This window comes from Pantoea sp. USMM079 (assembly GCF_037153115.1).
GTDB classification, from domain to species: domain Bacteria; phylum Pseudomonadota; class Gammaproteobacteria; order Enterobacterales; family Enterobacteriaceae; genus Pantoea; species Pantoea communis.
On sequence record NZ_JBBCKX010000012.1, the window covers coordinates 92231 to 117738 of the forward strand.

At 54.4% G+C, this 25508-nt stretch carries 20 protein-coding genes and 1 riboswitch; of the genes, 13 read left to right on the forward strand and 7 right to left on the reverse strand.

What is annotated here, in order from left to right; genetic code table 11:
- Positions 1 to 136 precede the first annotated feature (136 nt).
- Together priA and WFP70_RS16570 are read right to left on the reverse strand one after the other, a co-directional pair.
- Complete coding sequence (priA, locus tag WFP70_RS16565) at positions 137 to 2335, reverse strand: primosomal protein N' (RefSeq protein WP_160868988.1); 2199 nt, start codon at positions 2333 to 2335, stop codon at positions 137 to 139.
- Between the two features lie 8 nt (positions 2336 to 2343).
- Positions 2344 to 2502: a hypothetical protein gene (locus tag WFP70_RS16570; RefSeq protein WP_337029539.1), complete on the reverse strand. Its 159-nt coding sequence runs from the start codon at positions 2500 to 2502 to the stop codon at positions 2344 to 2346.
- A gap of 194 nt (positions 2503 to 2696) precedes the next feature.
- On the opposite strand from WFP70_RS16570, the gene rpmE reads away from it, so the two are divergent.
- Positions 2697 to 2912: a 50S ribosomal protein L31 gene (gene rpmE, locus WFP70_RS16575; RefSeq protein WP_021506837.1), complete on the forward strand. Its 216-nt coding sequence runs from the start codon at positions 2697 to 2699 to the stop codon at positions 2910 to 2912.
- Between the two features lie 76 nt (positions 2913 to 2988).
- On the opposite strand, the gene metJ is transcribed toward rpmE, so the two are convergent.
- Positions 2989 to 3306 (reverse strand): met regulon transcriptional regulator MetJ, encoded by a 318-nt coding sequence (metJ, locus tag WFP70_RS16580; RefSeq protein ID WP_034823729.1) that lies wholly within the window; start codon positions 3304 to 3306, stop codon positions 2989 to 2991.
- 277 nt (positions 3307 to 3583) lie between these two features.
- On the opposite strand from metJ, the gene metB reads away from it, so the two are divergent.
- The 3 genes from metB to metF all read left to right on the forward strand — a co-directional run bounded on the left by metB (position 3584) and on the right by metF (position 8292).
- Entirely contained in the window at positions 3584 to 4744 is a 1161-nt protein-coding gene (gene metB, locus WFP70_RS16585) for a cystathionine gamma-synthase (RefSeq protein ID WP_337023865.1), read from the forward strand.
- 2 nt (positions 4745 to 4746) lie between these two features.
- The gene (locus WFP70_RS16590) at positions 4747 to 7179 is read left to right on the forward strand and encodes a bifunctional aspartate kinase/homoserine dehydrogenase II (RefSeq protein WP_337023866.1); all 2433 of its coding nucleotides are present in this window, start codon (positions 4747 to 4749) and stop codon (positions 7177 to 7179) included.
- A 216-nt stretch (positions 7180 to 7395) separates the two neighbouring features.
- Positions 7396 to 8292 carry a methylenetetrahydrofolate reductase gene (gene metF / locus WFP70_RS16595; RefSeq protein ID WP_337023867.1) on the forward strand — a complete coding sequence of 299 codons (897 nt, stop codon included), beginning with the start codon at positions 7396 to 7398 and terminating at the stop codon, positions 8290 to 8292.
- A gap of 231 nt (positions 8293 to 8523) precedes the next feature.
- On the opposite strand, the gene ppc is transcribed toward metF, so the two are convergent.
- Entirely contained in the window at positions 8524 to 11175 is a 2652-nt protein-coding gene (gene ppc, locus WFP70_RS16600) for a phosphoenolpyruvate carboxylase (RefSeq protein WP_211729381.1), read from the reverse strand.
- A 246-nt stretch (positions 11176 to 11421) separates the two neighbouring features.
- A complete protein-coding gene (gene argE / locus WFP70_RS16605) occupies positions 11422 to 12570 on the reverse strand; it encodes an acetylornithine deacetylase (RefSeq protein ID WP_045815696.1) in 1149 nt (382 codons plus the stop codon).
- Between the two features lie 169 nt (positions 12571 to 12739).
- Between argE and argC the strand changes: the two genes are divergently transcribed.
- From argC to oxyR, 5 genes are all read left to right on the forward strand, one after another.
- Complete coding sequence (gene argC, locus WFP70_RS16610) at positions 12740 to 13744, forward strand: N-acetyl-gamma-glutamyl-phosphate reductase (RefSeq protein ID WP_337023874.1); 1005 nt, start codon at positions 12740 to 12742, stop codon at positions 13742 to 13744.
- 15 nt (positions 13745 to 13759) lie between these two features.
- Entirely contained in the window at positions 13760 to 14533 is a 774-nt protein-coding gene (gene argB / locus WFP70_RS16615) for an acetylglutamate kinase (RefSeq protein ID WP_058960105.1), read from the forward strand.
- Positions 14534 to 14548: 15 nt separating this feature from the next.
- Entirely contained in the window at positions 14549 to 15766 is a 1218-nt protein-coding gene (locus WFP70_RS16620) for an argininosuccinate synthase (RefSeq protein WP_337023868.1), read from the forward strand.
- 76 nt (positions 15767 to 15842) lie between these two features.
- A complete protein-coding gene (gene argH / locus WFP70_RS16625; RefSeq protein WP_337023869.1) occupies positions 15843 to 17216 on the forward strand; it encodes an argininosuccinate lyase in 1374 nt (457 codons plus the stop codon).
- Positions 17217 to 17480: 264 nt separating this feature from the next.
- Positions 17481 to 18398, forward strand: coding sequence for a DNA-binding transcriptional regulator OxyR (gene oxyR / locus WFP70_RS16630; RefSeq protein WP_034823715.1), 918 nt, complete (start codon positions 17481 to 17483; stop codon positions 18396 to 18398).
- On the opposite strand, the gene sthA is transcribed toward oxyR, so the two are convergent.
- Complete coding sequence (sthA, locus tag WFP70_RS16635) at positions 18381 to 19781, reverse strand: Si-specific NAD(P)(+) transhydrogenase (protein WP_021506825.1); 1401 nt, start codon at positions 19779 to 19781, stop codon at positions 18381 to 18383. The two genes, oxyR and sthA, sit on opposite strands and share 18 nt — an antisense overlap.
- 194 nt (positions 19782 to 19975) lie before the next feature.
- Between sthA and fabR the strand changes: the two genes are divergently transcribed.
- Together fabR and WFP70_RS16645 are read left to right on the forward strand one after the other, a co-directional pair.
- On the forward strand, positions 19976 to 20620 hold the full coding sequence (fabR, locus tag WFP70_RS16640) for an HTH-type transcriptional repressor FabR (protein WP_034823706.1): 645 nt from the start codon (positions 19976 to 19978) through the stop codon (positions 20618 to 20620).
- 18 nt (positions 20621 to 20638) lie between these two features.
- Positions 20639 to 20995: a YijD family membrane protein gene (locus WFP70_RS16645; RefSeq protein WP_034823705.1), complete on the forward strand. Its 357-nt coding sequence runs from the start codon at positions 20639 to 20641 to the stop codon at positions 20993 to 20995.
- A gap of 36 nt (positions 20996 to 21031) precedes the next feature.
- On the opposite strand, the gene trmA is transcribed toward WFP70_RS16645, so the two are convergent.
- A complete protein-coding gene (trmA, locus tag WFP70_RS16650; RefSeq protein ID WP_337023870.1) occupies positions 21032 to 22135 on the reverse strand; it encodes a tRNA (uridine(54)-C5)-methyltransferase TrmA in 1104 nt (367 codons plus the stop codon).
- 112 nt (positions 22136 to 22247) lie between these two features.
- Positions 22248 to 22427: riboswitch (cobalamin riboswitch) on the forward strand.
- Positions 22428 to 22497: 70 nt separating this feature from the next.
- Here trmA and btuB point away from each other — a divergent pair.
- Both btuB and murI read left to right on the forward strand, forming a co-directional pair.
- Positions 22498 to 24369 (forward strand): TonB-dependent vitamin B12 receptor BtuB, encoded by a 1872-nt coding sequence (gene btuB / locus WFP70_RS16655; RefSeq protein WP_337023871.1) that lies wholly within the window; start codon positions 22498 to 22500, stop codon positions 24367 to 24369.
- Positions 24314 to 25165 carry a glutamate racemase gene (gene murI, locus WFP70_RS16660; RefSeq protein ID WP_058960101.1) on the forward strand — a complete coding sequence of 284 codons (852 nt, stop codon included), beginning with the start codon at positions 24314 to 24316 and terminating at the stop codon, positions 25163 to 25165. Before btuB ends, murI begins: the two co-directional genes overlap by 56 nt.
- Positions 25166 to 25508: the final 343 nt, after the last annotated feature.

The following is a 25508-nucleotide window of genomic DNA, read 5'->3' on the forward strand; positions in this document are numbered from 1 at the left end:
ATTTTCAGACATTGCCGGGCTTCAGCCGGGATGGGCACTATTGATAACCCAACGTCGGGTGAGGTTGTTACTTAATTTGCATAAAAATTGTGACTTGTGCGACTTTTTTCGATCTGGCTCGCAGATGTGATGCGGCCTAACTCTCGGTGGGGTCGATATCCAGTGTCCATTTGGTTTTGCGCGCGGCGGGCAGGGTGGAGATTAGCGGCAGCGAACTGCTCAGCAGCTGTTGCAGGCGTTTACGCGAAGGATGCTGTAGCAACAGTTGCCAGCGCCAGCGCCCACTGCGCTTTGGTGCCAATGCCGGAACCGGACCCATCAGCCACATAGCCTCATCTTTCAGCGGGCTGGCTTCGAGTAAATTGCGCAGCTGTGTGAGGAATTCAGCGGCCTGCGCATTGTCCATGTCTTCCGCGCGGAACAGCGCGTGGCTGGTCCACGGCGGCAGCTGCACCGATTGGCGCTCCAGCAAGGTTTCTTCGGCAAAGGCGAAATAGCCACGATGCAGCAACGTTTGCAACAGCGGATGCTCGGGATGGTGCGTCTGCAGCAGTACTTCACCCTGTTTACCGGCGCGCCCGGCGCGCCCGGCCACTTGGGTATAGAGTTGAGCAAAGCGTTCGGCGGCGCGGAAATCGGCGGAGAATAAGGCGCCATCGACATCCAGCAGGGAAACCAGCGTCACGTCGGGGAAATGGTGCCCTTTTGCCAGCATCTGTGTGCCAACCAGAATGCGGGCACCGCCGCGATGCACATCCGCCAGATGCTGCTCCAGTGCACCTTTGCGGCTGGTGGTATCGCGATCAATGCGCGACACCGGTACGCCGGGAAAGAGTGTGCTGAGCTGCTGCTCAAGCTGCTCTGTGCCGACGCCGACCGGCATCAGGTGTGTGGAACCGCAACCCGGACATTGATTGGGCAGCGGGCGCTGGCTGTCGCAGTGGTGGCAGCGCAGCTGACGATGATGCTGATGCAGCGTGTAATAGCTGTCGCAGCGTTGACACTCCGCCAGCCACCCGCAGTCGTGGCACATCAATGCAGGCGAGAATCCGCGGCGGTTGAGGAACAGCAATACCTGATTATCGGCCTGCAGGTGCTGGCGCATTTTGCCCAGCAATGCGGGCGCGAGCCCACCCTTAAGCTGCTGGCCTTTAAGGTCGATTAGCTGTTGCAGTGCCGGTTTGGCGTTGCCCGCGCGTTTGGTAAGATTGAGCTGTCGATACTTGCCGACGCGCACATTGTGCAGCGTTTCCAGCGCCGGTGTGGCAGAACCCATCACAATCGGGATATCTTCTTCGTGAGCGCGAAACACCGCCAGATCGCGCGCCTGATAGCGCCAGCCTTCCTGCTGCTTGTACGAACTGTCGTGTTCTTCATCAATAATGATTACCCCCGGACGCGCCAGCGGTGTGAACAGCGCGGAACGCGTACCGATGATAATCGCGGTTTCGCCACTGCGCGCACGCAGCCATACCGCAAGACGCTCACTGTCATTGAGTGCCGAGTGCAGCACATCGATCGGCGCATCGAAGCGTTCACGGAAGCGTGCAATAGTTTGCGGTGTCAGGCCGATTTCCGGCACCAGTACCAGCGCCTGTTTGCCGCGCGCCAGCACATTCTCTAGCACGCTGAGATAGACTTCGGTTTTGCCCGAACCGGTAATGCCTGCCAGCAACCACGCTGCATAATGATCATCTTCGCTGCGCATCGCGCCGACGGCCATCGCCTGATCGGTATTGAGACGCAGGCGATCGCCCTTCACCGCAAAGGTGGTGCGCCAGTCGTGCATCTGCGGTGCGTGTTCACGCAGATCGCACAGACCTTTGGCACGCAATGATTGCAGCGCGGCGTCAGTCAGATCCTGTTCACTGACCTGATGGCGATAGAGAGGTTGCTGGCGCAGTGCCGCTAAAGCTTGCTGCTGCTTGGGTGCACGCTTCAGGCTTTCCATGGCCACTTCGCGCCCGGCGTCGTTGACCACCCACTGCCACAACGGCGTTTCCTGCGCCGGTTTGCCCTGACGCAGCAGCACAGGTAGAGCATGGTTGAGCACCTCGCCGAGCGGCGAATGGTAATAGCTGGCGGCCCAGTTAAGGATGCGCCACAGCGCTGGAGAGAACAGGCTTTGATCGTCCAGCACGCTCTCCAGCGGTTTGAGCTGAGCCAGAGGCAGGTCGCTGGTTTCCTTTACAGCCACCACGATGCCGATCATTTTACGATTGCCAAACGGCACGCTGACGCGCGCGCCCACCACCGGCTGCGCCGCATCGGCGGGCAGAAGGTAGTCAAACAGGCGAGGCAGCGGAACGGGCAGGGCAACCTGAACAACGGGCATGTCGATCTCTATCCGGTACTGTAATAAGGAGAAGTAGTGTACACGCTGATGCAACCCTCGTCATACTTCACGCCACCGCCACCGCCACCGCCACCGCCACCGCCACCGCCACCGCCACCGCCACCGCCACAGCGCATAGACACATTGGCTGCGCACGCTCTTTCCATCAGATGGACTGGGATGAGGACGTTTACTGCCTCCCAATAAACAGCTGATATTTGCCTGGTGCGGTCAATTTCTGTATACTATGCCGCCTTTGATGAGATGGCTTGTCAAAGATACACTTAATTATTAACCGCGTGTGGTGCTGTGCAGGTTCGCCTGGCACGGAGAGCGACACGGCCTTTTATGAGGTTCTCCCATGAAACAAGGTATTCACCCGAAATACGAAGCTGTGACCATCACCTGCTCTTGCGGCAACGTGATCAACACCCGTTCAACCATGACTGGTACCCTGAACCTGGACGTGTGCGGCAAATGCCACCCGTTCTACACTGGTAAGCAGCGTGTTGTTGATTCTGGTGGTCGTGTTGATCGCTTCAACAAGCGTTTCAGCATCCCAGGCAGCAAGAAATAAGATTATTTGCCATCGAATCTTCGGATTCGGCAGCAAGAAAAAACCCAGCCTTGGCTGGGTTTTTTTGTTTCTGGACTCAGTATTCCCAGGTGTCGGGATCGATGCCCATCTCACGCATAATCTGCTTAGCTTCTTCCGGAATCTCATCGCTACGTTCTTTGCGCAAATCGACATCATTTGGCAGCGGCTGCCCGGTGAAAGCATGCAAAAAGGCTTCGCACAGCAATTCGCTATTTGTGGCATGACGCAGGTTGTTCACCTGACGGCGCGTGCGTTCATCCGTTAAAATTTTCAGCACTTTCAGCGGGATAGAAACTGTAATCTTCTTAACCTGCTCGCTCTTCTTGCCGTGTTCAGCGTAAGGGCTGATATATTCGCCGTTCCATTCAGCCATGGGTTACCTTAATCAATAAAAGTTGAATATGGGGAAATCCGTTGATTATGCCCGATTTTTCGATGCCTGACCGCTTAAACTGCCGGTTTTATGCTTGCGCATCGCTTTTCACAGGAAAGCGCGCTGAACACCAGGCGATGACGCGTAATTTTAGCGGGTATTGATGATTTGCTCAATCTATACGCAAAGACATTTAGATGTCCAGATGTATTGACGTCTATGCGCTGAATGTTATCCTGTTGCCACTTCTTATTACACTTCAGGAACAGTAAGCACCATGACGCGTAAACAGGCAACCATCGCAGTACGCAGCGGTTTGAATGATGACGAGCAATATGGCTGCGTTGTCCCACCGATTCACCTCTCCAGCACCTACAACTTCCTCGACTTTAATGAACCGCGTGCACATGACTACTCACGTCGCGGTAACCCCACGCGTGATGTGGTACAACTCGCGCTGGCAGAACTGGAAGGCGGTGCGGGCGCGGTATTAACCAATACCGGGATGTCAGCGATTCATCTGGTGACCACCGTGTTCCTGAAGCCGGGCGATCTGCTGGTTGCCCCACATGACTGCTACGGCGGCAGCTATCGCCTGTTCGACAGCCTGAGCAAACGCGGTGCTTATCGCGTGAAATTTGTCGATCAGGGTGACAAAGCCGCGCTGGCAGCCGCGCTGGCCGAGAAACCCAAACTCGTGTTGGTGGAGAGCCCAAGCAATCCGCTGCTGCGCGTGGTAGATATCGCCGGCATTTGCCAGGCGGCGCGTGCAGCGGGTGCGATCAGTGTAGTGGATAACACCTTCCTGAGTCCGGCATTGCAAAATCCGCTGGCGCTGGGAGCCGATCTGGTTATCCACTCTTGCACCAAATACCTGAATGGTCACTCGGATGTGGTGGCCGGAGCGGTGATTTCTAAAGATCCGGCGATGGCCACGGATCTTGCCTGGTGGGCGAATAATATTGGTGTAACCGGCGCAGCGTTTGATAGCTACCTGCTGTTGCGCGGTCTGCGCACGCTGGCGCCGCGTATGGCGGCAGCGCAGCGTAATGCGCTGGCGATTGTTGATTACCTGAAGCAACAACCGCTGGTGAAAAAACTGTATCATCCGTCTCTGCCGGAAAATGCCGGACATGAGTACGCGGTGCGTCAACAACGTGGCTTTGGTGCGATGCTCAGCTTTGAACTTGACGCTGATGAAGCGCGTCTGCGCCGCTTCCTGAAAGCGCTGCAGTTGTTCACGCTGGCGGAATCCCTGGGTGGCGTGGAGAGCCTGATTTCGCATACTGCGACTATGACGCATGCCGGCATGTCTGCGGAAGCGCGCGCGGCAGCGGGTATTTCAGAAACGCTGCTGCGTATTTCTGTCGGAATTGAAGATCACGAAGATTTAATCGCCGATCTGGATAATGCATTCCGGATCGCAGCCGAGGAGTAAGCATGACAAGTTCAGCAGGCGCGGGAACGCCGAACAAGCAGTTGCATAAATTTGGTGGCAGTAGCCTGGCGGATGCACGTTGTTATCAACGTGTCGCCAGCATCATGGCGGATTACAGCCAGCCGGGTGATTTAATGGTGGTCTCTGCCGCAGGCAGCACCACCAACCAGCTGATTAGCTGGCTTAAACTGAGCCAGAGCGATCGCTTATCTGCCCATCAGGTGCAACAAGCTTTACGCCGTTTTCACAGCGAACTGATCGCTGCGCTGTTGCCTGTTGAATTTGCTGAAACGCTGACCGCTGCCTTTATTCGCGATTTAGAACGTCTGGCGGCACTGCTTGACGGCGCTATCACCGATGGGGTGTATGCCGAAGTGGTGGGGCACGGTGAAATCTGGTCGGCACGCTTGATGGCGGCAGTGCTGAGCCAGCGTGATATCGAGTCTGCATGGCTGGACGCGCGTGACTTTCTGCGTGCCGAACGTGCTGCGCAGCCACAGGTCGATGAAGGCAAGTCCTGGCCATTGCTACAGGCGCTGCTGGCTCAGCATCCTCATAAGCGTTTGGTAGTAACCGGCTTTATCAGCCGTAGCGATGCCGGTGAAACGGTGTTACTGGGTCGCAATGGTTCGGACTACTCAGCCACGCAGATCGGTGCGCTGGCAGGCGTAAACCGTGTCACCATCTGGAGCGATGTGGCCGGTGTCTATAGCGCCGATCCGCGTAAAGTGTCCGACGCCTGTTTGCTGCCTTTACTGCGCTTAGATGAGGCCAGCGAACTGGCGCGTCTGGCCGCACCGGTATTGCATACACGTACGCTGCAGCCCGTGTCGAATAGCGATATCGATCTGCAGTTGCGTTGCAGCTATCAACCTGAGCAGGGCTCAACGCGCATTGAGCGCGTACTGGCTTCTGGTACCGGCGCGCGTATTGTCACCAGCCACGACGATGTGTGCCTGGTAGAGATTCACATCCCAGAAAACCACGATTTCAAAACGCAGCAGAAAGAGATCGATCTGCTGCTGAAGCGTGCGCAACTGCGTCCGCTGGCGATGGGTGTCCATCCCGATCGCCGTTTGCTGCAACTCTGCTACACCTCCGAAGTGGTGAACAGCGCATTCAATTTGTTGCAGGACGCTGCGCTGCCGGGTCATCTGCAACTGCGCGATGGCTTAGCGTTGGTGGCGTTGGTCGGCGCAGGCGTGACGCGTAACCCGCTCCATAGCCATCGTTTCTGGCAACAGATCAAAGACCAGCCGGTTGAGTTTGTCTGGCAGTCAGAAGATCACATCAGTATTGTTGCCGTACTGCGCGTAGGACCGACGCAGCACCTGATTCAGGGGCTGCACCAGTCATTGTTCCGCGCGGAAAAGCGCATCGGTCTGATGCTGTTTGGTAAAGGCAATATCGGCTCACGCTGGCTGGAGTTGTTTGCCCGCGAGCAGGAAGGCTTATCGGCGCGTACCGGCTTTGAGTATGTGTTGGCAGGCGTGGCGGATAGCAGTCGTAGTTTGCTGAGCTACGAAGGTCTGGAAGCCAGCCGTGCGCTCGCCTTTTTTGATGACGAAGCCGAAGAACGCGATGAAGAGTCGCTGTTCCTGTGGATGCGCGCCCATCCGTTCGATGATTTAGTGGTGCTGGACGTCACCGCCAGCGCACCGCTGGCACAGCAATATCTTGATTTTGCCAGCCACGGTTTCCATGTCATTAGCGCGAACAAAGTCGCAGGCGCATCCAGCAGCCAGAGTTGGCGGCAGATTCGTGATGCGTTCGCCAAAACCGGCCGTCACTGGCTATATAACGCCACGGTAGGCGCAGGATTACCGGTGAACCATACGGTGCGCGATCTGCGCGAAAGCGGCGACAGCATTCTGGCCATCAGTGGTATTTTCTCCGGCACGCTGTCCTGGCTGTTCCTGCAATTTGATGGCACCGTGCCGTTCAGTGAGCTGGTGGATCAGGCCTGGCAGCAAGGTCTCACCGAACCCGATCCGCGCGTAGATCTGTCGGGGCAGGATGTGATGCGCAAGCTGGTCATCCTGGCGCGTGAAGCCGGTTATGACATCGAGCCGGATCAGGTGCGTGTTGAATCGCTGGTGCCGTCGGATTGCGAAGAAGAATCGATTGACCACTTCTTCGAGAATGCCGACGAGTTGAATGACCAAATGCTGCAACGCTTTGAAGCGGCGCAGGAGATGGGCCTGGTGCTGCGCTATGTGGCACGTTTCGATGCCAACGGAAAGGCCCGTGTGGGGGTGGAAGCGGTGCGTCCGGAACACCCGCTGGCTTCACTGCTGCCGTGCGATAACGTGTTTGCTATCGAAAGCCGCTGGTATCGTGATAATCCGCTGGTGATCCGCGGGCCGGGCGCCGGCCGTGATGTGACAGCCGGTGCGTTACAATCGGATATCAATCGCCTCGCACAACTGCTGTAGTCTGCCTTGCAACGCAGACGGTGCCCGCCGTCTGCGCTTTTCACCCTCTTCGCGAACATGAAACTCTTTCAACTTGATTGAATATTTGTCACGCCTGTACATTAATTTTAAGTTGACGCTAACGCGCTAATGGTTCATTTTGTACATCTGGACGTCTAAACGTATAGATGTTCGCAGGCCGCAAGTTAATCGATATGTGACGACGAGGTAATCTGGATGAGTTTCTTTCACGCCAATCAGCGCGAAGCGTTGAACCAAAGCCTGGCTGAGCTGAACGGGCAAATTAATGTCTCTTTTGAATTTTTCCCGCCTCGCACCAGTGAAATGGAAGAAACCTTGTGGAGTTCGATTGATCGACTGAGCATCCTGAAACCGAAATTCCTCTCTGTCACCTACGGTGCGAACTCTGGCGAACGCGACCGTACACACAGCATCATCAAAGGCATTAAAGAGCGCACCGGCCTGGAAGCGGCTCCTCATCTGACCTGCATTGATGCCACGCGTGATGAGTTACGCGCCATCGCGCGCGATTACTGGGATAACGGTATCCGTCACATCGTGGCTCTGCGCGGCGATTTGCCTCCGGGTAGCGGCAAGCCTGAAATGTACGGCGCTGATTTGGTTGAATTGCTTAAAGAAGTGGGCGATTTTGATATCTCCGTAGCCGCTTATCCGGAAGTGCATCCTGAAGCGAAAAGTGCGCAAGCGGATTTGATCAACCTGAAGCGTAAGGTTGATGCTGGTGCCAACCGCGCCATCACGCAGTTCTTCTTTGATGTTGAGAGTTACCTGCGCTTCCGCGATCGCTGTGTTGCGGCAGGCATTGATGTCGAAATCGTGCCGGGCATTTTGCCGGTATCTAACTTCAAACAGCTGCAGCGCTTTGCCACCATGACTAACGTGCGCGTGCCGGGCTGGATGAATGCGATGTTTGCCGGACTGGATGACGATCCAGAAACCCGCAAAATGGTCGGCGCCAATATCGCCATGGACATGGTGAAAATCCTGTCACGCGAAGGGGTGAAGGATTTCCACTTCTACACGCTGAACCGCGCAGAATTGAGTTACGCCATCTGTCACACGCTGGGTGTGCGTCCGACCTTAACGAACTGATTTTATTAAAAAGAATTATGAGGGGGCCAATGTGCCCTCTTTTCATTGGCACCATGTTACCCAGCGGGAAGAGGCGGCAAATGGAGTAAAGCGTTGGGCGCCATGGATGGCGCACGCCGAGCGATCAGGGACGAGACAGCGGCTTTACGTAATTGCCGCCTCTTCCCGCGACGCGCAACACCCATTAAAAAAGGGGCACATTGGCCCCTTCGTGATTAGCGTTTTACGCCACTAGCCCGTATTACGCATACCCGCTGCTACACCCGCAATCGTCACCATCAACGCTTGTTCAACACGCGCATCCGGCTCGTCACCACGCTCTTCCTGCGCACGTGCACGATGCAGCAGTTCAGCCTGCAACACGTTGAGCGGATCGGTGTAAACGTTACGCAGCGCGATAGACTCGGCGATCCATGGCTGGTCAGCCATCAAATGCGCATCGTTGGCGATGGTCAACACGGCTTTGATATCCGCAGCCAGCTGATCGCGCAACTGCAGACCCAGCGGCCACAGTGATTTATCAACCAGACGCTGATCGTAATACTCCGCCAGCCACAGGTCAGCTTTCGAGAACACCATCTCCAGCATGCCCAGACGGGTGGCGAAGAACGGCCATTGGCTACACATCGCTTCCAGCTGGTCCTGATGCCCTTCGTCCATCGCCTTCTGCAGCGCCGCACCGGCACCGAGCCAGGCTGGCAGCATCAAGCGGTTCTGCGTCCAGGCGAAGATCCACGGAATCGCACGCAGTGATTCCACGCCGCCGGTAGGTCGACGCTTCGCCGGACGTGAACCGAGTGGCAGTTTACCCAGCTCTTGCTCTGGCGTGGCCGAACGGAAATACGGTACGAAGTCCGGGTTTTCACGCACATAGCCGCGATACATGGCGCAGGAATGGGCTGACAAACCGTTCATGATCTCTTTCCACTCGCGCTTAGGCTCGGGCGGTGGCATCAGGTTGGCTTCCAGAATCGCACCGGTATACAGCGACAGGCTGGCGATGGTGACTTCTGGCAAACCATATTTGAAGCGAATCATCTCGCCTTGTTCGGTCACGCGCAGGCCGCCTTTCAGGCTGCCCGGCGGTTGCGACAGCAGTGCTGCGTGTGCCGGTGCGCCGCCACGGCCGATGGAACCGCCGCGTCCGTGGAACAGCGTCAGCGTGATGCCGGCTTTCTCACAGGTCTTGATCAACGCATCCTGTGCTTCGTACTGCGCCCAGCTGGCGGCCATCACGCCGGCATCTTTCGCCGAGTCGGAATAACCAATCATCACCATCTGTTTGCCGTTGATGAAGCCACGATACCAATCGATGCTCAGCAACTGTGTCATGACGTCATTGGCGTTGTTCAAATCGTCGAGGGTTTCGAACAGTGGCGCTACCGGCATCGCGTAAGGAATACCGGCTTCTTTTAACAGCAAGTGCACCGCCAGCACGTCCGATGGCGTTTTCGCCATCGAAATTACGTAAGAGGCGATGGAACCTTGCGGCGCTTCAGCCACCACTTTACAGGTGTCCAGCACTTCACGGGTGTTGTCGCCCGGCTCCCATTGATGCGGCAGCAGCGGACGTTTGGAATTCAGTTCGCGGATCAGGAACGCCTGTTTGTCGGCTTCTGACCAGCTTTCGTAGTCACCCAGTCCCAGATAGCGCGTCACTTCGGCAATCGCTTCGGTGTGGCGGGTGCTCTCCTGACGGATATCGATGCGCACCAACGGCACGCCGAAACACTTCACGCGACGCAGCGTATCCAGCAACTGACCGTTGGCGATGATGCCCATGCCGCACTGTTGCAGAGATTGATAGATGGCGAACAGCGGTTGCCACAGTTGATCGTTCGAGACCAGTAGATCGGCAGGGCGCGGCAGGCGCTCGCCTTTCAAACGACGGCCTAAATAAGCTTGCGTGGTCATCAGCTGGCCACGGATGCGCTTCAGAATCATGCGGTACGGTTCCAGCGCTTCTGGATCGCCGCACAACTCGCGTACTTCATCGCTGCATTCGGACATCGACAGTTCAGAAATCAGCACGCCCACGTCGCGCAGGAACAGATCGGCGGCTTTCCAGCGGCTCAACTGCATCGCATGGCGTGTGATAGGTGCGGTGACGTTCGGGTTACCGTCGCGATCGCCGCCCATCCACGAGGTGAATTTAATCGGCACGAAATCGACGGGCAACTTAATACCAAAGGTCTCTTCAACCTGCTCGTTCAGCTCGCGCAGGAATGCCGGTACGCCTTGCCACAGGCTATTTTCGACCACGGCAAAGCCCCATTTGGCTTCATCAATCGGTGTTGGACGATACTTACGGATTTCATCGGTATGCCAGGCTTGTGCGACCAACTGACGCAGGCGACGCATGACTTGCGTGCGCTCGTAATCGGAGAGATCGCTGTGGTCGAGTTGCTGCAGGCAGCTATTCACTTCGCCCAGCATGTGGATCAGCGTACGTCGGGTGATCTCCGTTGGGTGAGCGGTCAGCACCAGCTCCAGCGACAGTTCTTCGATCGCCTGGCGAATCGAACTTTCGCTGATGTCGTTTTGCTGCTTCAGACGCTCAAAGGTCTTCTTCAGGATTTCCGGATTATTCGCGCCATCGCCGCTGCGGGAGATGGTCTGATACTGCTCTGCCACGTTGGTCAGGTTGAGGAACTGGCTAAACGCGCGTGCAACAGGTAGTAACTCGTCATTAGACAGGTTTTGCAGCGTGTTCAGCAGTTCCTTACGATCGGTGTCATTGCCTGCGCGGGAGGACTTAGAGAGTTTGCGGATGGTTTCCACCCGATCGAGGATGTTCTCTCCCAGTGCATCCTTTATCGTATCCCCGAGCAGTTTGCCGAGCATACTGACATTACTTCGCATTGCGGAATATTGTTCGTTCATTTGACCCTGACACCCTTATCGTCTTGAAAGTACCCTTACACCCAACGGGCATAACATCGTCTTTTATCTAGCCACGGTTCTTCCTGTTCGTCAATTGACTTAAATTGACGATAATTCGCTGCTAACTACCGGAAATTCATAGAATTAACTTGGGGGGAAGCGAGATAAGTTATTCTTATTATCAAATCCCGAACAATGACCGGGCAATTTACTGTTTTAACAGTGAATTGCCCCATCTATTGTTAATCAGTGACAAAAATGCTGAACAACCTGCGTGATAAGCGCATGAGTTGGCTTAATAAATGCGGTATCGATAAATTCATCTGGCTGGTGCGCCTGATTGATCGATCCTGGACCTAAAACCAGCGTTGGACACAATTGCTGGATAAAAGGCGCTTCGGTGCAATAGTTCACCACTTCAGTCGGCACACCCAGCAGTTTCTCTACCACTTTCACCAGCTCATGATCGGCCGGACATTCGTAGCCAGGAATCGGCGGGTGCAGTTCACCTACCGTTAAACGCCCCGGCCAGCGTTCGCTTACTGGCGCCAATGCTTCATTCAGCAAGCCATCCAAATCGCTCAGAGTTAAGCCCGGCAGCGGACGAATATCCATGTGCAATTCGCAGCAGGCGCAGATACGGTTCGCGGCATCGCCACCGTGAATGTGACCAAAGTTCATGGTCGGGTAAGGAATCGCAAATCCATCGTGGTTATAGCGATTTTTCAGGGTATTGCGCAGTTGCATCAGCTGGGTAATGGATTCATGCATCAGCTCAATGGCGTTCACACCGCGTGAAGGATCGCTGGAGTGGCCTGACTGACCCTGAATACGAATCACGTTCGACAGATGACCTTTGTGCGCGCGCACCGGCTTCAGTGAGGTCGGCTCACCAATGATGGCGCAATCTGGACGCAACTGGGTGGATTCGGAAAAGTACTTCGCACCGGCCATGGTGGTCTCTTCATCGGCGGTGGCGAGGATGTACAGTGGCTTGCTCAGTTTGGTCACGTCAACGTCACGCAGCGCATCCAGAATAAAAGCAAAGAAGCCTTTCATATCCGCCGTACCTAAACCGTATAGCTTGTTGTCGTGCTCGGTTAGGGTGAAAGGATCGCGCGTCCAGCGGCCATCATCATACGGAACGGTATCGGTATGGCCTGCCAGCAGCAGGCCGCCAGCACCCAAACCGCTGCGTGCCAGCATATTGAACTTATGACGCGTACCCGGGACTGGCTGGACTTCAACACTGAAGCCTAAATCGCGGAACCAGCCCGCCAGCAAATTGATTAAAGTTTCATTGCTCTGATCCAGCGCGCTGTCAGTGGCGCTGATCGATGGTGTGGCAATCAGCTGGCGGTAGAGTTCGATAAAAGGTGGTAATTTTGTCTTCACTGTTGACGGTCCTTGGGTTAGGATGTATCAATATTCATGCATTAATAGTGAATAAAAATACAATAACGTCGTTTGCAAGTGAAGCGTAAAATCATCTGCAAACGGCATCGTGGGCAACGGGGCAAAGCCGCGACCCGGAATGAGTGACTGTAAAAAGGGTTACAGCCTGATGTTGAATACGCTGATCGTTGGTGCCAGTGGTTATGCTGGCGTAGAGCTTGCCACTTACCTGAATCGCCATCCGCATATGAACATAACCGCTTTGGCGGTTTCAGCGCAAAGCCCGGACGCCGGAAAATTACTCTCCGATCTGCATCCGCAGCTGAAAGGCATTGTCGATTTGCCGCTGCAGCCGCTGAGTGATGCCGCAGAGTGGGCCGATAAAGTCGATGTGGTGTTCCTCGCGACCGCGCATGAAGTCAGCCACGATCTGGCACCCGAATTCCTCAAAGCAGGCTGTGTGGTGTTTGACCTTTCCGGTGCGTTCCGTGTCAACGACGATGCTTTCTATACTCAATATTATGGTTTCAGCCATCAACATCAGGATTGGCTGGATAAAGCCGTTTACGGCCTGGCCGAATGGCAGCATGACAAAATCAAAGATGCACAGTTGGTTGCTGTGCCGGGTTGCTACCCAACGGCTGCACAATTGTCATTGAAGCCGCTGGTCGAAGCCGGTTTGCTTAACGATGCACAATGGCCGGTGATCAATGCCACCAGTGGTGTGAGCGGCGCAGGGCGTAAAGCCAACGTCGGCACCAGCTTCTGTGAAGTGAGCCTGCAGCCGTATGGCTTGTTCAATCATCGTCATCATCCTGAAATCGTGGCGCATCTCGGTACGCCTGTGATTTTCACCCCGCATCTGGGTAGCTTCCCGCGCGGTATTCTTTCGACCACCACCTGTCGCCTGAAAGCGGGCGTGACGCAGCAAGACGTGGCGGATGCCTTCCACAAGGCTTACCACGACAAACCGCTGGTGCGTGTGTATGACAAAGGTGTCCCGGCACTGAAAGCCGTGGTCGGCTTGCCGTTCTGCGATATTGGCTTTGCCATGCAGGGCGAGCACCTGATTGTGGTGGCGGCCGAAGATAACCTGCTGAAAGGTGCCTCTTCGCAGGCGGTTCAATGCTTAAACATTCGTTTCGGCTACCCTGAAACATTGTCTCTGATTTAACGGACGGAAACTGCAATGAATCCATTGATTATTAAGCTGGGTGGCGTACTGCTGGATAGCGAAGAAGCGCTGGCCCGCTTGTTTGATGCGCTGCTGGCCTACCGCAACGAACATCAGCGTCCGCTGATCATTGTGCACGGCGGCGGCTGCCTGGTGGACGAGCTGATGAAGAAGCTCGCTCTGCCAGTGAAAAAGAAGAACGGTTTGCGCGTGACGCCAGCCGATCAGATTGACATTATTACTGGTGCCCTGGCGGGTACAGCGAACAAGACCTTGCTGGCCTGGGCGAAGAAATATGGCATTGGTGCCGTTGGCTTATGCCTCGGTGATGCGGGCCTGGTAAACGTGGCGCAGTTCGATGAAGAACTCGGGCATGTAGGCAACGCGACGCCAGGTAATCCAGCGCTGGTGAATACCTTACTGAGCGCGGGCTATATGCCGGTGATCAGCTCCATCGGTATTACTGACGGCGGCGATCTGATGAACGTCAACGCTGACCAGGCAGCGACCGCGCTGGCAGCGACCATTGGTGCTGATTTAGTCCTGCTTTCAGATGTCAGCGGTATTCTCGATGGCAAAGGTCAACGTATCGAAGAGATGACAGCCGATAAAGCACAGCAGCTGATCGATCAGGGCATTATTACTGATGGCATGATCGTTAAAGTGAACGCGGCACTCGATGCCGCACGTACTTTAGGTCGTCCGGTTGATATCGCCAGCTGGCGCCATGCTGAACAGCTGCCAACCCTTTTCAACGGCGTGTCGATTGGCACCCGGATTCTCGCATAATCAAGGATTTAAGACATGAGCACGCAAAACATCAAAAAAATCGTTCTGGCCTATTCTGGCGGTCTGGATACTTCGGCCATCATTCCATGGTTGAAAGAGAATTACGGCGGTTGTGAAGTGGTGGCATTCGTGGCCAACATTGGCCAGGACCCAGCCGATCTGGAAGGCGTTGAGAAGAAGGCGCTGCAGTCTGGTGCATCTGAGTGTCACGTTGCTGACCTGCGTGAAGAGTTCATCAGCGAATACGTGTATCCCGTGCTGCAAACCGGTGCTTTGTACGAAGGCACTTACCTGCTGGGCACCTCAATGGCACGTCCAATCATCGCCAAAGCGCAGGTTGAGCTGGCGCTGAAAGTCGGTGCAGACGCGCTGTGCCACGGTGCGACCGGTAAAGGCAACGATCAGGTGCGTTTTGAAACCACCTACACCGCACTGGCGCCACAGCTGAAAGTGGTTGCGCCATGGCGTGAGTGGGATCTGCGTTCACGTGAAGCGCTGCTGGATTACCTGAAAGTGCGTAACATCCCAACGACGGCATCACTGGAAAAAATCTACAGCCGTGATGAGAACGCGTGGCACATCTCTACAGAAGGTGGCGTGCTGGAAAGCCCAGCGAATGCACCGAACAAAGATTGCTGGGTGTGGACCGTTGATCCACTGGAAGCGCCAGATCAGCCAGAGAACGTCACTGTGACCGTTGAGAAAGGTCGTGTCGTTGCGGTAAACGGCGAGAAGCTGAGCCCGTTCCAGTGCCTGGAGAAACTGAACGTGCTGGGCGCGAAACACGGCGTGGGTCGTATCGACATCGTGGAAAACCGTCTGGTCGGTATCAAATCTCGCGGCTGCTATGAAACCCCTGGCGGCACCATTATGGTCAACGCACTGCGTGCGGTTGAGCAGCTGGTACTGGATCGTGACAGCTTCAAATGGCGTGAGCAGCTGGGCCACGAAATGTCATATGTGGTTTACGACGGTCGCTGGTTTGCGCCGCTGCGTAAATCTATCCAGGCTGCTGCCGAGTCCCTGGCAGAAGAGGTGAATGGCGAAGTGGTACTGCAGCTGTATAAAGGCCACGCCACTGCGATTCAGAAAACCTCGGCGAACAGCCTGTACTCGGAAGAGTTCGCGACCTTCGGCGAAGACGAAGTTTACGACCACAGCCACGCGGGCGGCTTCATCCGTCTGTTCTCTCTCTCTTCACGCATTCGTGCACTGAACGAGCTGAAGAAGTAATACCGCGGCAGATAACACATTTTGCAAGGGCGGCTTCGGGCCGCCCTTTCTATAACAGCATTCAGGAGTAAAGCAGATGGCACTTTGGGGCGGACGTTTTTCGCAGGCAGCAGACCAACGGTTTAAACAGTTCAACGATTCACTGCGTTTTGACTATCGTCTGGCGGAGCAGGACATCACCGGTTCGGTAGCGTGGTCTAAAGCGCTGGTTACCGTGAATGTGCTGAGCAGCGATGAGCAGCAGCAACTGGAAGCCGCATTGAATGAACTGCTGGCAGAAGTGCGCGCCAATCCAGAGCAGATTCTGCAAAGCGATGCCGAAGATATCCATAGCTGGGTAGAAGGCAAGCTGATCGACAAAGTCGGCGCACTGGGCAAAAAACTGCACACTGGCCGTAGCCGTAACGACCAGGTGGCCACCGATCTGAAACTGTGGTGCAAAGAGCAGGTCGCAGTGCTGCTGGACGCCACGCGTGAACTGCAATCAGCCCTCGTTGCCACCGCTGAAGCTAATCAGGACGCGGTGATGCCAGGCTATACGCACCTGCAGCGTGCGCAGCCGGTGACCTTTGCGCACTGGTGCCTTGCCTATGTAGAAATGCTGGCGCGTGATGAAAGCCGTCTGCAGGATACGCTGAAGCGCTTAGACGTGAGCCCGCTGGGCTGTGGCGCACTGGCCGGCACCGCATATGAAATCGATCGTCAGCAGCTGGCCGGCTGGTTAGGCTTTGCGTCTGCTACGCGCAACAGCCTCGATACCGTGTCCGATCGTGACCATGTGCTGGAACTGCTGTCCGATGCCTCCATCGGCATGATTCACCTTTCACGTTTCGCAGAAGACCTGATTTTCTTCAACACTGGCGAAGCGGGCTTCCTTGAACTGTCTGACAAAGTAACGTCGGGTTCTTCATTGATGCCACAGAAGAAAAACCCGGATGCACTGGAGCTGATTCGCGGCAAATGTGGCCGTGTACAAGGCGCACTGACCGGCATGATGATGACACTGAAAGGCTTGCCGCTCGCCTACAACAAAGACATGCAGGAAGACAAAGAAGGCCTGTTCGATGCGCTCGATACCTGGGTTGATTGTCTGCATATGTCGGTACTGGTGCTGGACGGCATTCAGGTGAAACGTCCACGTTGTCAGGAAGCGGCCGAGCAGGGTTACGCCAACTCCACCGAACTGGCGGATTATCTGGTGGCCAAAGGTGTACCGTTCCGTGAAGCGCACCACATTGTTGGTGAAACCGTGGTTGAAGCGATCAAGCAGGGCGTGGCGCTGGAAGCATTAAGCCTGGCGCAATTGAAGCAGTTCAGTACGGTGATTGAGGATGACGTTTATCCGATTCTGTCGCTGCAATCCTGCCTCGACAAGCGTAATGCACAGGGCGGTGTGTCGCCTCAGCAAGTCGCATTTGCCATCGCTGAAGCGAAAAAGCGTTTAGGCTAAAAAAAGAGCGGGCTCCTTTTCGGTAGCCCGCCAACCTCTAGCTTCAGAAATACATATTGTTATAGGCACATCATCAAGGGCTGGCACTCCCGGCCAACACTTTGATTTTTACCGCTGATTGCAGGTGATGCTCGACGTCATCTCAGCGTCTTTTTCAACATTGCTTGCTATGGCCGGTATTATTCCTGTTCATCGCTTGATAGGGCTAATCGTTCATTGCTATTCTATCTATCGCCACGGGCTATCGTGGTTTGGAGGAAATCAATGAACATTCGTGATCTGGAGTATCTGGTTTCGCTTGCGGAGCATCGCCATTTCCGGCGTGCAGCTGATGCGTGTCATGTCAGCCAACCTACCTTGAGCGGTCAAATTCGAAAGCTTGAAGATGAGCTCGGTGTGATGCTGCTGGAGCGTACCAGCCGTAAGGTGTTATTTACCCAGGCTGGACTGTTGCTGGTGGATCAGGCGCGAACTGTGCTGCGCGAAGTCAAAGTGCTGAAGGAGATGGCGAGCCAACAGGGCGAAGCGATGTCCGGACCGCTGCATATTGGTCTGATTCCAACCACTGGCCCGTATTTGCTGCCGCAGATCATTCCCATGCTGCATCAAACCTTCCCTAAACTCGAAATGTACCTGCACGAAGCGCAAACGCAGCAACTGCTGGCACAACTCGACAGTGGCAAACTGGATTGCGCGATTCTGGCGCTGGTGAAAGAGAGCGAAGCCTTTATTGAGGTGCCGCTGTTTGACGAGCCGATGAAGCTGGCGATCTACAAGGATCATCCATGGCACGATCGCGATCGTGTGCCGATGTCTGATCTGGCCGGCGAAAAGCTGCTGATGCTGGAAGATGGCCACTGCTTACGCGATCAGGCCATGGGCTTCTGCTTTGAAGCCGGTGCGGATGAAGATACCCATTTCCGCGCAACCAGCCTGGAAACGCTACGCAACATGGTCGCGGCAGGAAGCGGCATTACTTTGCTGCCTTCGCTGGCGGTGCCGAATGAGCGAGTGCGTGATGGCGTGTGCTATCTGCCTTGCTATAAGCCGGTTCCGCAGCGCACGATTGCTTTGGTTTATCGCCCAGGATCACCTCTGCGCAGCCGCTATGAGCAGCTGGCAGAAGCAATCAAAACCCACATGCAGGGTTATCTGGACACGTCGTTAAAACAGGCGGTTTAAGCCGTTGAGCGCCGCGACGCGATAGGCCTCGGCCATGGTCGGATAGTTGAAGGTGGTATTCACGAAGTACTCGATCGTGTTGCCGCCGTTCTTCTGCTCCATAATGGCTTGCCCGATGTGAATAATTTCTGCCGCACGTTCGCCAAAGCAGTGAATACCTAAAATCTCTTTGGTTTCACGATGGAACAGAATCTTCAGGCTACCCACGTGCATCCCCACAATCTGCGCACGCGCCAGATGTTTGAACTGCGCACGACCCACTTCGTAAGGCACTTTCATCGCAGTCAGCTGCTGTTCGGTTTTACCCACTGAGCTGATCTCCGGAATGGTATAAATCCCGGTGGGAATATCTTCGATCAAATGAGCAGTGGCTTCACCTTTTATGATCGCCTGTGCCGCAATACGGCCCTGATCGTAGGCGGCTGAAGCCAGACTCGGATAACCAATCACGTCGCCCACTGCATAGATGTGCGGCTGCGCAGTCTGATACATGCTGTTCACTTTCAACAGGCCACGACCATCGGCTTCCAGCCCGACATTTTCCAGCGCCAGTGAATCGGTGTTACCGGTACGGCCGTTGGCATACAGCAGGCAATCCGCTTTCACTTTCTTGCCCGACTTCAGGTGCATGATTACGCCGTCACTGACACCTTCAATCTTCTCGAACTCTTCGTTGTGACGAATTACCACGCCACTGTTCCAGAAGTGATAGGAGAGCGAATCTGACATTTCCTGATCGAGGAACGCCAGCAAACGATCGCGCGTGTTGATCAAGTCCACCTTGACGTTCAGGCCACGGAAAATCGATGCGTATTCGCAACCAATCACACCGGCACCGTAGATGATCACATGGCCAGGTTCATGATGCAGATTGAGGATGGAGTCGGAGTCGTAAATGCGTGGGTGCGTAAAGTCGACGTCTGCAGGATGGTAAGGACGTGAACCGCACGCAATCACGAATTTTTCTGCGGTTAAGCGTTCGCGGGTGCCATCGGGCTGTTCAACTTCGATGGTGTTGGCATCAACAAAATGGGCATCGCCCTGATAAAGCTCACAACGGTTGCGCTCATAAAATCCCTGACGCATTGCCGTTTGCTGACTGATAACGTTTTCGGTGTGATTCAAAATGTCAGCAAATGAGGAGCGCAGGAGTCGGGTGTGATCGCTATAAAGAGGGTTTTGATTGAACTCGATAATACGGCTGACAGCGTGACGTAAAGCTTTGGAGGGGATGGTCCCCCAGTGAGTACAACCGCCGCCGATATTATGGTAGCGTTCGATCACTGCAATGCGCGCTCCCTGCTTCACCAGGCCCATTGCCGCACCTTCGCCGCCTGGACCTGAGCCAATCACAATGGCATCGTAATCGTAAGACTTTTGCATACCAGTACGTCCTATTTTTCTATCACATTTTTACAACGAGATTCTAACATCTCACCGCGCACTTCTGAATTCTAACAGCGAAAAATCCCCAGTTTTGACAAAGCGTGAGGTACACAGGCGGTCACAAACTTTGCGCCACTGTACGCTGAAAAGTTTGTTATAGTGCCTTCCAGATCACTTAAAAGGCCGGGAAAATGGGCGTCAGGGCGCAACAGAAAGAACGTACAAGACGTACGCTGATTGAAGCAGCCTTCAGTCAGTTAAGTGCAGAAAGGAGTTTTGCCAGCCTGAGTTTGCGTGAAGTTGCGCGTGAAGCCGGGATTGCACCTACCTCGTTTTATCGTCACTTTAAAGATGTGGATGAACTGGGTTTGACCATGGTCGACGAAAGTGGCCTGATGTTACGCCAGTTGATGCGCCAGGCACGTCAGCGCATTGCCAAGGGCGGCAGCATCATCAAGACCTCCGTTTCCACATTTATGGAATTTATCGGGAACAATCCCAACGCTTTTCGTCTCTTACTACGCGAGCGCTCCGGAACATCGGCCGCGTTCCGTGCCGCAGTTGCGCGAGAAATTCAGCACTTTATTGCTGAGCTCGCGGATTACCTTGAGCTGGAAAATCGGATGCCGCGCAGCTTTACCGAAGCGCAAGCCGAAGCCATGGTGACCATCGTGTTCAGTGCCGGTGCGGAAGCGCTGGATGTGGATATCGAACAGCGTCGCAAGCTGGAAGATCGCCTGGTGCTGCAATTACGTATGATCGCCAAAGGCGCTTATTACTGGTATCGCCGGGAGCAGGAACGTCTGGCGGTGACCCTGGAAAAACCCGAAGAGTAATGTGATAAGGATAATGAAATGATTGAGCAAAACCCACGCGATAAAGGAACCCTGTTACTGGCTTTTATCACCGGTTTAGCGATCAACGGCTCCTTTTCGGTGCTGTTCAGTACGTTTGTGCCTTTTTCGATATTCCCGCTGATCGCCCTTGGCCTCGCAGCCTGGTGTCTGCATCAGCGTTATCTTAACCGTAATATGCCCGATGGCATGCCTTCACTGGCCGCGGCGTTTTTCCTGTTGGGTATTCTGGTGTATAGCGCGCTGGTGCGTGCTGAATATCCGGATATCGGTTCCAACTTCATTCCGACCATTTTGATGGTGGCGCTGGTGTTCTGGATTGCCACGCGCTTCCGCCGTGCCAGGAACAAGAGCTAAATACAACAACGGGAACCGCAGGGTTCCCATTTTGTTTTACGCTTTACGCGTGAGCCAGACACCGCATTCCATATGATGGGTGTACGGGAACTGGTCGAACAACGCTAGCCGCGACACGTCATGGGTTTCACTCAGCGTGGCAAGATTGTCGCACAGGGTTTGCGGGTTGCAGGAGATATACAGGATGCGTGGATACGCCTGCACCATCTTCACGGTTTCCTCATCCAGGCCACTGCGTGGTGGATCGACAAAGATGGTCTCGCATTGATAGCTTTTCAGATCGATGCCTTCCAAACGATTAAAGCTGCGCACGCCATTCATCGCCTGGGTAAACTCTTCCGCCGCCATGCGAATGATCTGCACATTATCGATATGGTTGGCGGCAATATTGTACTGCGCCGACGCCACCGAAGGTTTCGCGATCTCGGTTGCCAGTACGCGATGGAAGTTTCGCGCCAGCGCCAATGAGAAGTTGCCATTGCCGCAATAGAGTTCCAGCAAATCACCACGTGAGCCCTCAGTGACATCCAGCGCCCATTCCAGCATCTGAATATTCATCGCCGCATTCGGCTGGGTGAAGCTGTTTTCCACCTGACGATAAATCATCTCTTTGCCTGCTACCGGCAGGCGCTCATCGACGTAATCGCAATCAAGGCAGATTTTGGTTTTGGTCGCGCGACCAATCAGCTGTACATCAATGCCTTCAGCACGCAGTGCGTCGCGCAGCGCGGTGGCCGCTTCCGTCCAGTCCGCTTCCAGCTTGCGGTGATACAAAAGCGAAATCACAATCTGATTGCTCATCGTCGACAGGTAGTCGATCTGGAACAGCTTGAAACGCAGCGCTTTGTTATCACGGATCGCATCGATCAATTTTGGCATCAACTGGTTGATCAACGCGCTGGCAGCAGGGAATTGATCCACACGGATGCGCTGCTTGGTCTCTTGATCAAAGATGATGTGGTACAGATCGTCGCCATCATGCCAGATGCGGAATTCGGCGCGCATACGGTAGTGGCTGACCGGTGAGCGGAACACCTCCACGTCAGGCGCGGCAAAGGGCACCATCATCGCCTGTAAACGGCTGACTTTTTCCGCCAGTTGCGCGTCGTATTGTTCAATCGGGAGCTGTTCGGGTGTCATCTTTAATCCTGGTAATAAGCTAGCTTGCCGGGCGATTGTAGGCATTCACCTGCTGATGTCCAGTTCTGTGAGAAGATGATGGCTGGCAGTCTGGATTCCCGACCTTCTTAACCGTAGACTGCGACTGCCGGCCTCCTTGAGTTAAAAGGGAATCCAGTGTGAATCTGGAGCTGACGCGCAGCGGTAAAAGAATGTCATGGTGATCGATCGTTAAACACTGTCCTGTGGGATGGGAAGTTTTTCACCATATATGATTCTCAGCCCGAAGACCTGCCGGTGTGTCGTCGCAATCACTGCAACCATCGCGTGCTATCGGTTGTAGGCCTGCGGCATCCTGCTTCGTCTTTTGGATGCTTACAACAATGAATAAAAGCAAAACTACGCTGTGTGCCTTCAGTGCAACGGCGCTTTCACTCTGGGCTGCGTATGGCTACGCTCAGGATGATGATACGCAAATCGTTACCGCTAATCGTTTCGCTCAGCCGGTTTCATCGGTGCTGGCACCGACAACGGTAGTCACCCGTGAAGAGATCGATCGCTGGCAAGCGAAAAGCCTGACGGATGTGATGCGCCGTTTACCTGGCGTGGATATCGCGCAGAACGGTGGCCTTGGTCAATCCAGCTCGATGTTTATCCGTGGTACTAACTCCAGCCATGTGCTGATATTGATTGACGGCGTTCGTCTCAATCAGGCGGGTATTTCTGGTTCGTCTGATCTAAGCCAGATTCCGTTGTCACTGGTGCAGCGCATCGAATATATCCGTGGCGCGCGTTCAGCGGTTTATGGTTCGGATGCGATTGGTGGGGTGGTGAACATTATTACCGGCCGCGATAAAGCAGGTACCACGTTGACGGCGGGTGTCGGTTCCAATGGCTACCAAAGTTATGATGGTTCCACGCAGCAAATGCTGGGCGATGCCACCAAACTCACCATGGCGGGTAATTATACCTACACCAAGGGTTACGACGTGGTGGCCAACTTGCCTGACGTTTACGGCGATCCCGCGCAGAAAGACCGTGACGGCTTTATGAGCAAAACCTTGTATGGATCGTTGGAGCATCAATTTAACGATGAATTCAGCGGTTTCGTGCGTGGCTATGGTTTCGACAACCGAACGGCTTACGATGGTTACCCTACTTATGTAGAGCCGAACACCTTTGTCGATACTCGCCAGCTTTACAGCCAAACCTGGGATACCGGTCTGCGCTTCAATCAGGGTATCTACTCATCCCAATTAATCGCCAGCTACAGCCATACCAAAGATTACAACTACAGCCCGCAACTCGGTAAATACGATGCGACCGCCTCATTAAATGATGTGCAGCAGTACAACCTGCAGTGGGGTAACACTGTGCAGGTCGGACATGGTGCAATCAGCGGGGGCGTGGACTGGCAGAAACAGACTTCAGAACCGGGTACTAACTCCACTATTGAAGGTCAGGAACAACGTAATACTGGGATTTATGCTACTGCGCAGCAGCAATTTGGCAGCGTAACGCTGGAAGGGGCAGTACGTGGCGACGACAATGATGCGTTTGGCTGGCATAACACCTGGCAGAGCAGTGCCGCGTGGGAGTTTGTTGACGGCTACCGTGTTTTCGCTTCTTACGGTACGGCATTCAAATCGCCGAATTTAGGACAGCTTTACAGCCAGACGTATGGTAACCCGGATCTGAAGCCTGAAAAGAGCAAGCAGTGGGAAGGGGGCTTTGAGGGGCTGACGGGCCCGGTAAACTGGCGTGTATCCGGCTACCGCAATGATATCGACAATCTGATTGATAGCGACCCAAGCACGTACGTTTATTACAACATCGATAAAGCACGCATCAAAGGGGTGGAAGCAACAGCATCCTTCGATACTGGCCCGCTCAGCCATCAAATCTCATACGATTATGTTGATGCGCGTGATGCAGAGACTAATCAGCAGCTGGTACGCCGTGCTAAGCAGCAGGTGAAATACCAACTCGACTGGACAATCTACGATTTAGACTGGTCTGTGACCTATCACTATCTTGGCGATCGTTACGATAACGATTACAACCACTCTTACACGCCGCAGCGCGTGAAATTGGGCGGTGTGAGCTTGTGGGATCTCGCAGTGTCGTATCCGGTCACATCACAACTCACCGTTCGTGGTAGAATTGCCAACCTGTTCGATAAAGACTACGAGACAGTGTATGGCTATCCAACTCCAGGAACGGAGTATTACCTCAGCGCCAGCTACAGCTTCTGATCTGCGTCCCACCGTGCTGGTGTTTGACTCCGGCGTCGGTGGGCTCTCCGTCTATGATGAGGTCCGGCAGTTATTGCCGGATCTTCACTATTTATATGCCTTCGATAATGAAGGTTTCCCTTACGGTGAAAAAACCGAAGACTTTATTGTCGAGCGTGTGGTTGCTGTGGTTGAGGCGATTACAAAACGCTTCCCGCTGGCATTAGTCATCATTGCCTGTAACTCGGCTAGCACCGTTTCTTTACCTGCACTGCGTGAGCGATTCGAGTTTCCTGTTGTCGGTGTTGTGCCGGCGATTAAACCTGCTGCGCGTCTCACGCGTAATGGTGTCGTGGGATTACTGGCAACGCGCGGCACGGTAAAACGTCCTTATACTCATGAGCTGGTGGCGCAGTTTGCGCGCGAGTGCAAAATCGAAATGCTGGGTTCTGCTGAACTGGTAGAGCTGGCGGAAGCGAAACTTCATGGTGAAGGGGTGGAACTCTCTGATGTGCGCCATGCTGTGCAACCCTGGCTTCGTATGAAAGAGCCACCTGACACTGTCGTCCTGGGATGTACGCACTTTCCTCTATTGCGTGACGAGCTGCAAATGGTACTGCCTGAAGGCACGCGGCTAGTGGATTCTGGTGCAGCCATTGCACGCCGCACAGTATGGTTATTAGAACATGAAGCGCCGCACGCCGTTTCTTCTGGTCAAAATATGGCGTTCTGCACGCTTATGGATGAGGAGGCGGTGCAATTATCACCGGTTCTACGGCGTTATGGCTTTCCATTGCTGGAAAAACTGGCGATTTAGTGGGGTTTCGACGAAAAAAACAGCACTCAGAATTTAATTTGCATTTAGCGCTTGTCAGCCAAAAAGAAATCCCTATACTGCGCCTCCACTGACACGGAACAACGGCTTACGAAGCGAAGTGTTCAGGAGGTGGTCTTCAAGGCAACCTTCAGAAAAGCAAAAATAAATGCTTGACTGAGAATGCGGAAAGCGTAACATACGCATCCCGCGCCGATTGAGAAATCGCGGCACTGCTCTTTAACAATTTATCAGACAATCTGTGTGGGCACTCGCAGGATTGATATCAGCGTCTCCGGACGTAAAAAATATCAAGTCTCACGAGTGAACACATAATGAAATTCAT

Coding starts and splice junctions, on each gene's coding strand:
- priA (WP_160868988.1), bottom strand. CDS start 2,335: ATGCCCGTTGTTCAGGTTGCCCTGCCCGTTCCGCTGCCTCGCCTGTTT.
- WFP70_RS16570 (WP_337029539.1), bottom strand. CDS start 2,502: ATGGAAAGAGCGTGCGCAGCCAATGTGTCTATGCGCTGTGGCGGTGGC.
- rpmE (WP_021506837.1), top strand. CDS start 2,697: ATGAAACAAGGTATTCACCCGAAATACGAAGCTGTGACCATCACCTGC.
- metJ (WP_034823729.1), bottom strand. CDS start 3,306: ATGGCTGAATGGAACGGCGAATATATCAGCCCTTACGCTGAACACGGC.
- metB (WP_337023865.1), top strand. CDS start 3,584: ATGACGCGTAAACAGGCAACCATCGCAGTACGCAGCGGTTTGAATGAT.
- WFP70_RS16590 (WP_337023866.1), top strand. CDS start 4,747: ATGACAAGTTCAGCAGGCGCGGGAACGCCGAACAAGCAGTTGCATAAA.
- metF (WP_337023867.1), top strand. CDS start 7,396: ATGAGTTTCTTTCACGCCAATCAGCGCGAAGCGTTGAACCAAAGCCTG.
- ppc (WP_211729381.1), bottom strand. CDS start 11,175: ATGAACGAACAATATTCCGCAATGCGAAGTAATGTCAGTATGCTCGGC.
- argC (WP_337023874.1), top strand. CDS start 12,740: ATGTTGAATACGCTGATCGTTGGTGCCAGTGGTTATGCTGGCGTAGAG.
- argB (WP_058960105.1), top strand. CDS start 13,760: ATGAATCCATTGATTATTAAGCTGGGTGGCGTACTGCTGGATAGCGAA.
- WFP70_RS16620 (WP_337023868.1), top strand. CDS start 14,549: ATGAGCACGCAAAACATCAAAAAAATCGTTCTGGCCTATTCTGGCGGT.
- argH (WP_337023869.1), top strand. CDS start 15,843: ATGGCACTTTGGGGCGGACGTTTTTCGCAGGCAGCAGACCAACGGTTT.
- oxyR (WP_034823715.1), top strand. CDS start 17,481: ATGAACATTCGTGATCTGGAGTATCTGGTTTCGCTTGCGGAGCATCGC.
- sthA (WP_021506825.1), bottom strand. CDS start 19,781: ATGCAAAAGTCTTACGATTACGATGCCATTGTGATTGGCTCAGGTCCA.
- fabR (WP_034823706.1), top strand. CDS start 19,976: ATGGGCGTCAGGGCGCAACAGAAAGAACGTACAAGACGTACGCTGATT.
- WFP70_RS16645 (WP_034823705.1), top strand. CDS start 20,639: ATGATTGAGCAAAACCCACGCGATAAAGGAACCCTGTTACTGGCTTTT.
- trmA (WP_337023870.1), bottom strand. CDS start 22,135: ATGACACCCGAACAGCTCCCGATTGAACAATACGACGCGCAACTGGCG.
- btuB (WP_337023871.1), top strand. CDS start 22,498: ATGAATAAAAGCAAAACTACGCTGTGTGCCTTCAGTGCAACGGCGCTT.
- murI (WP_058960101.1), top strand. CDS start 24,314: ATGGCTATCCAACTCCAGGAACGGAGTATTACCTCAGCGCCAGCTACA.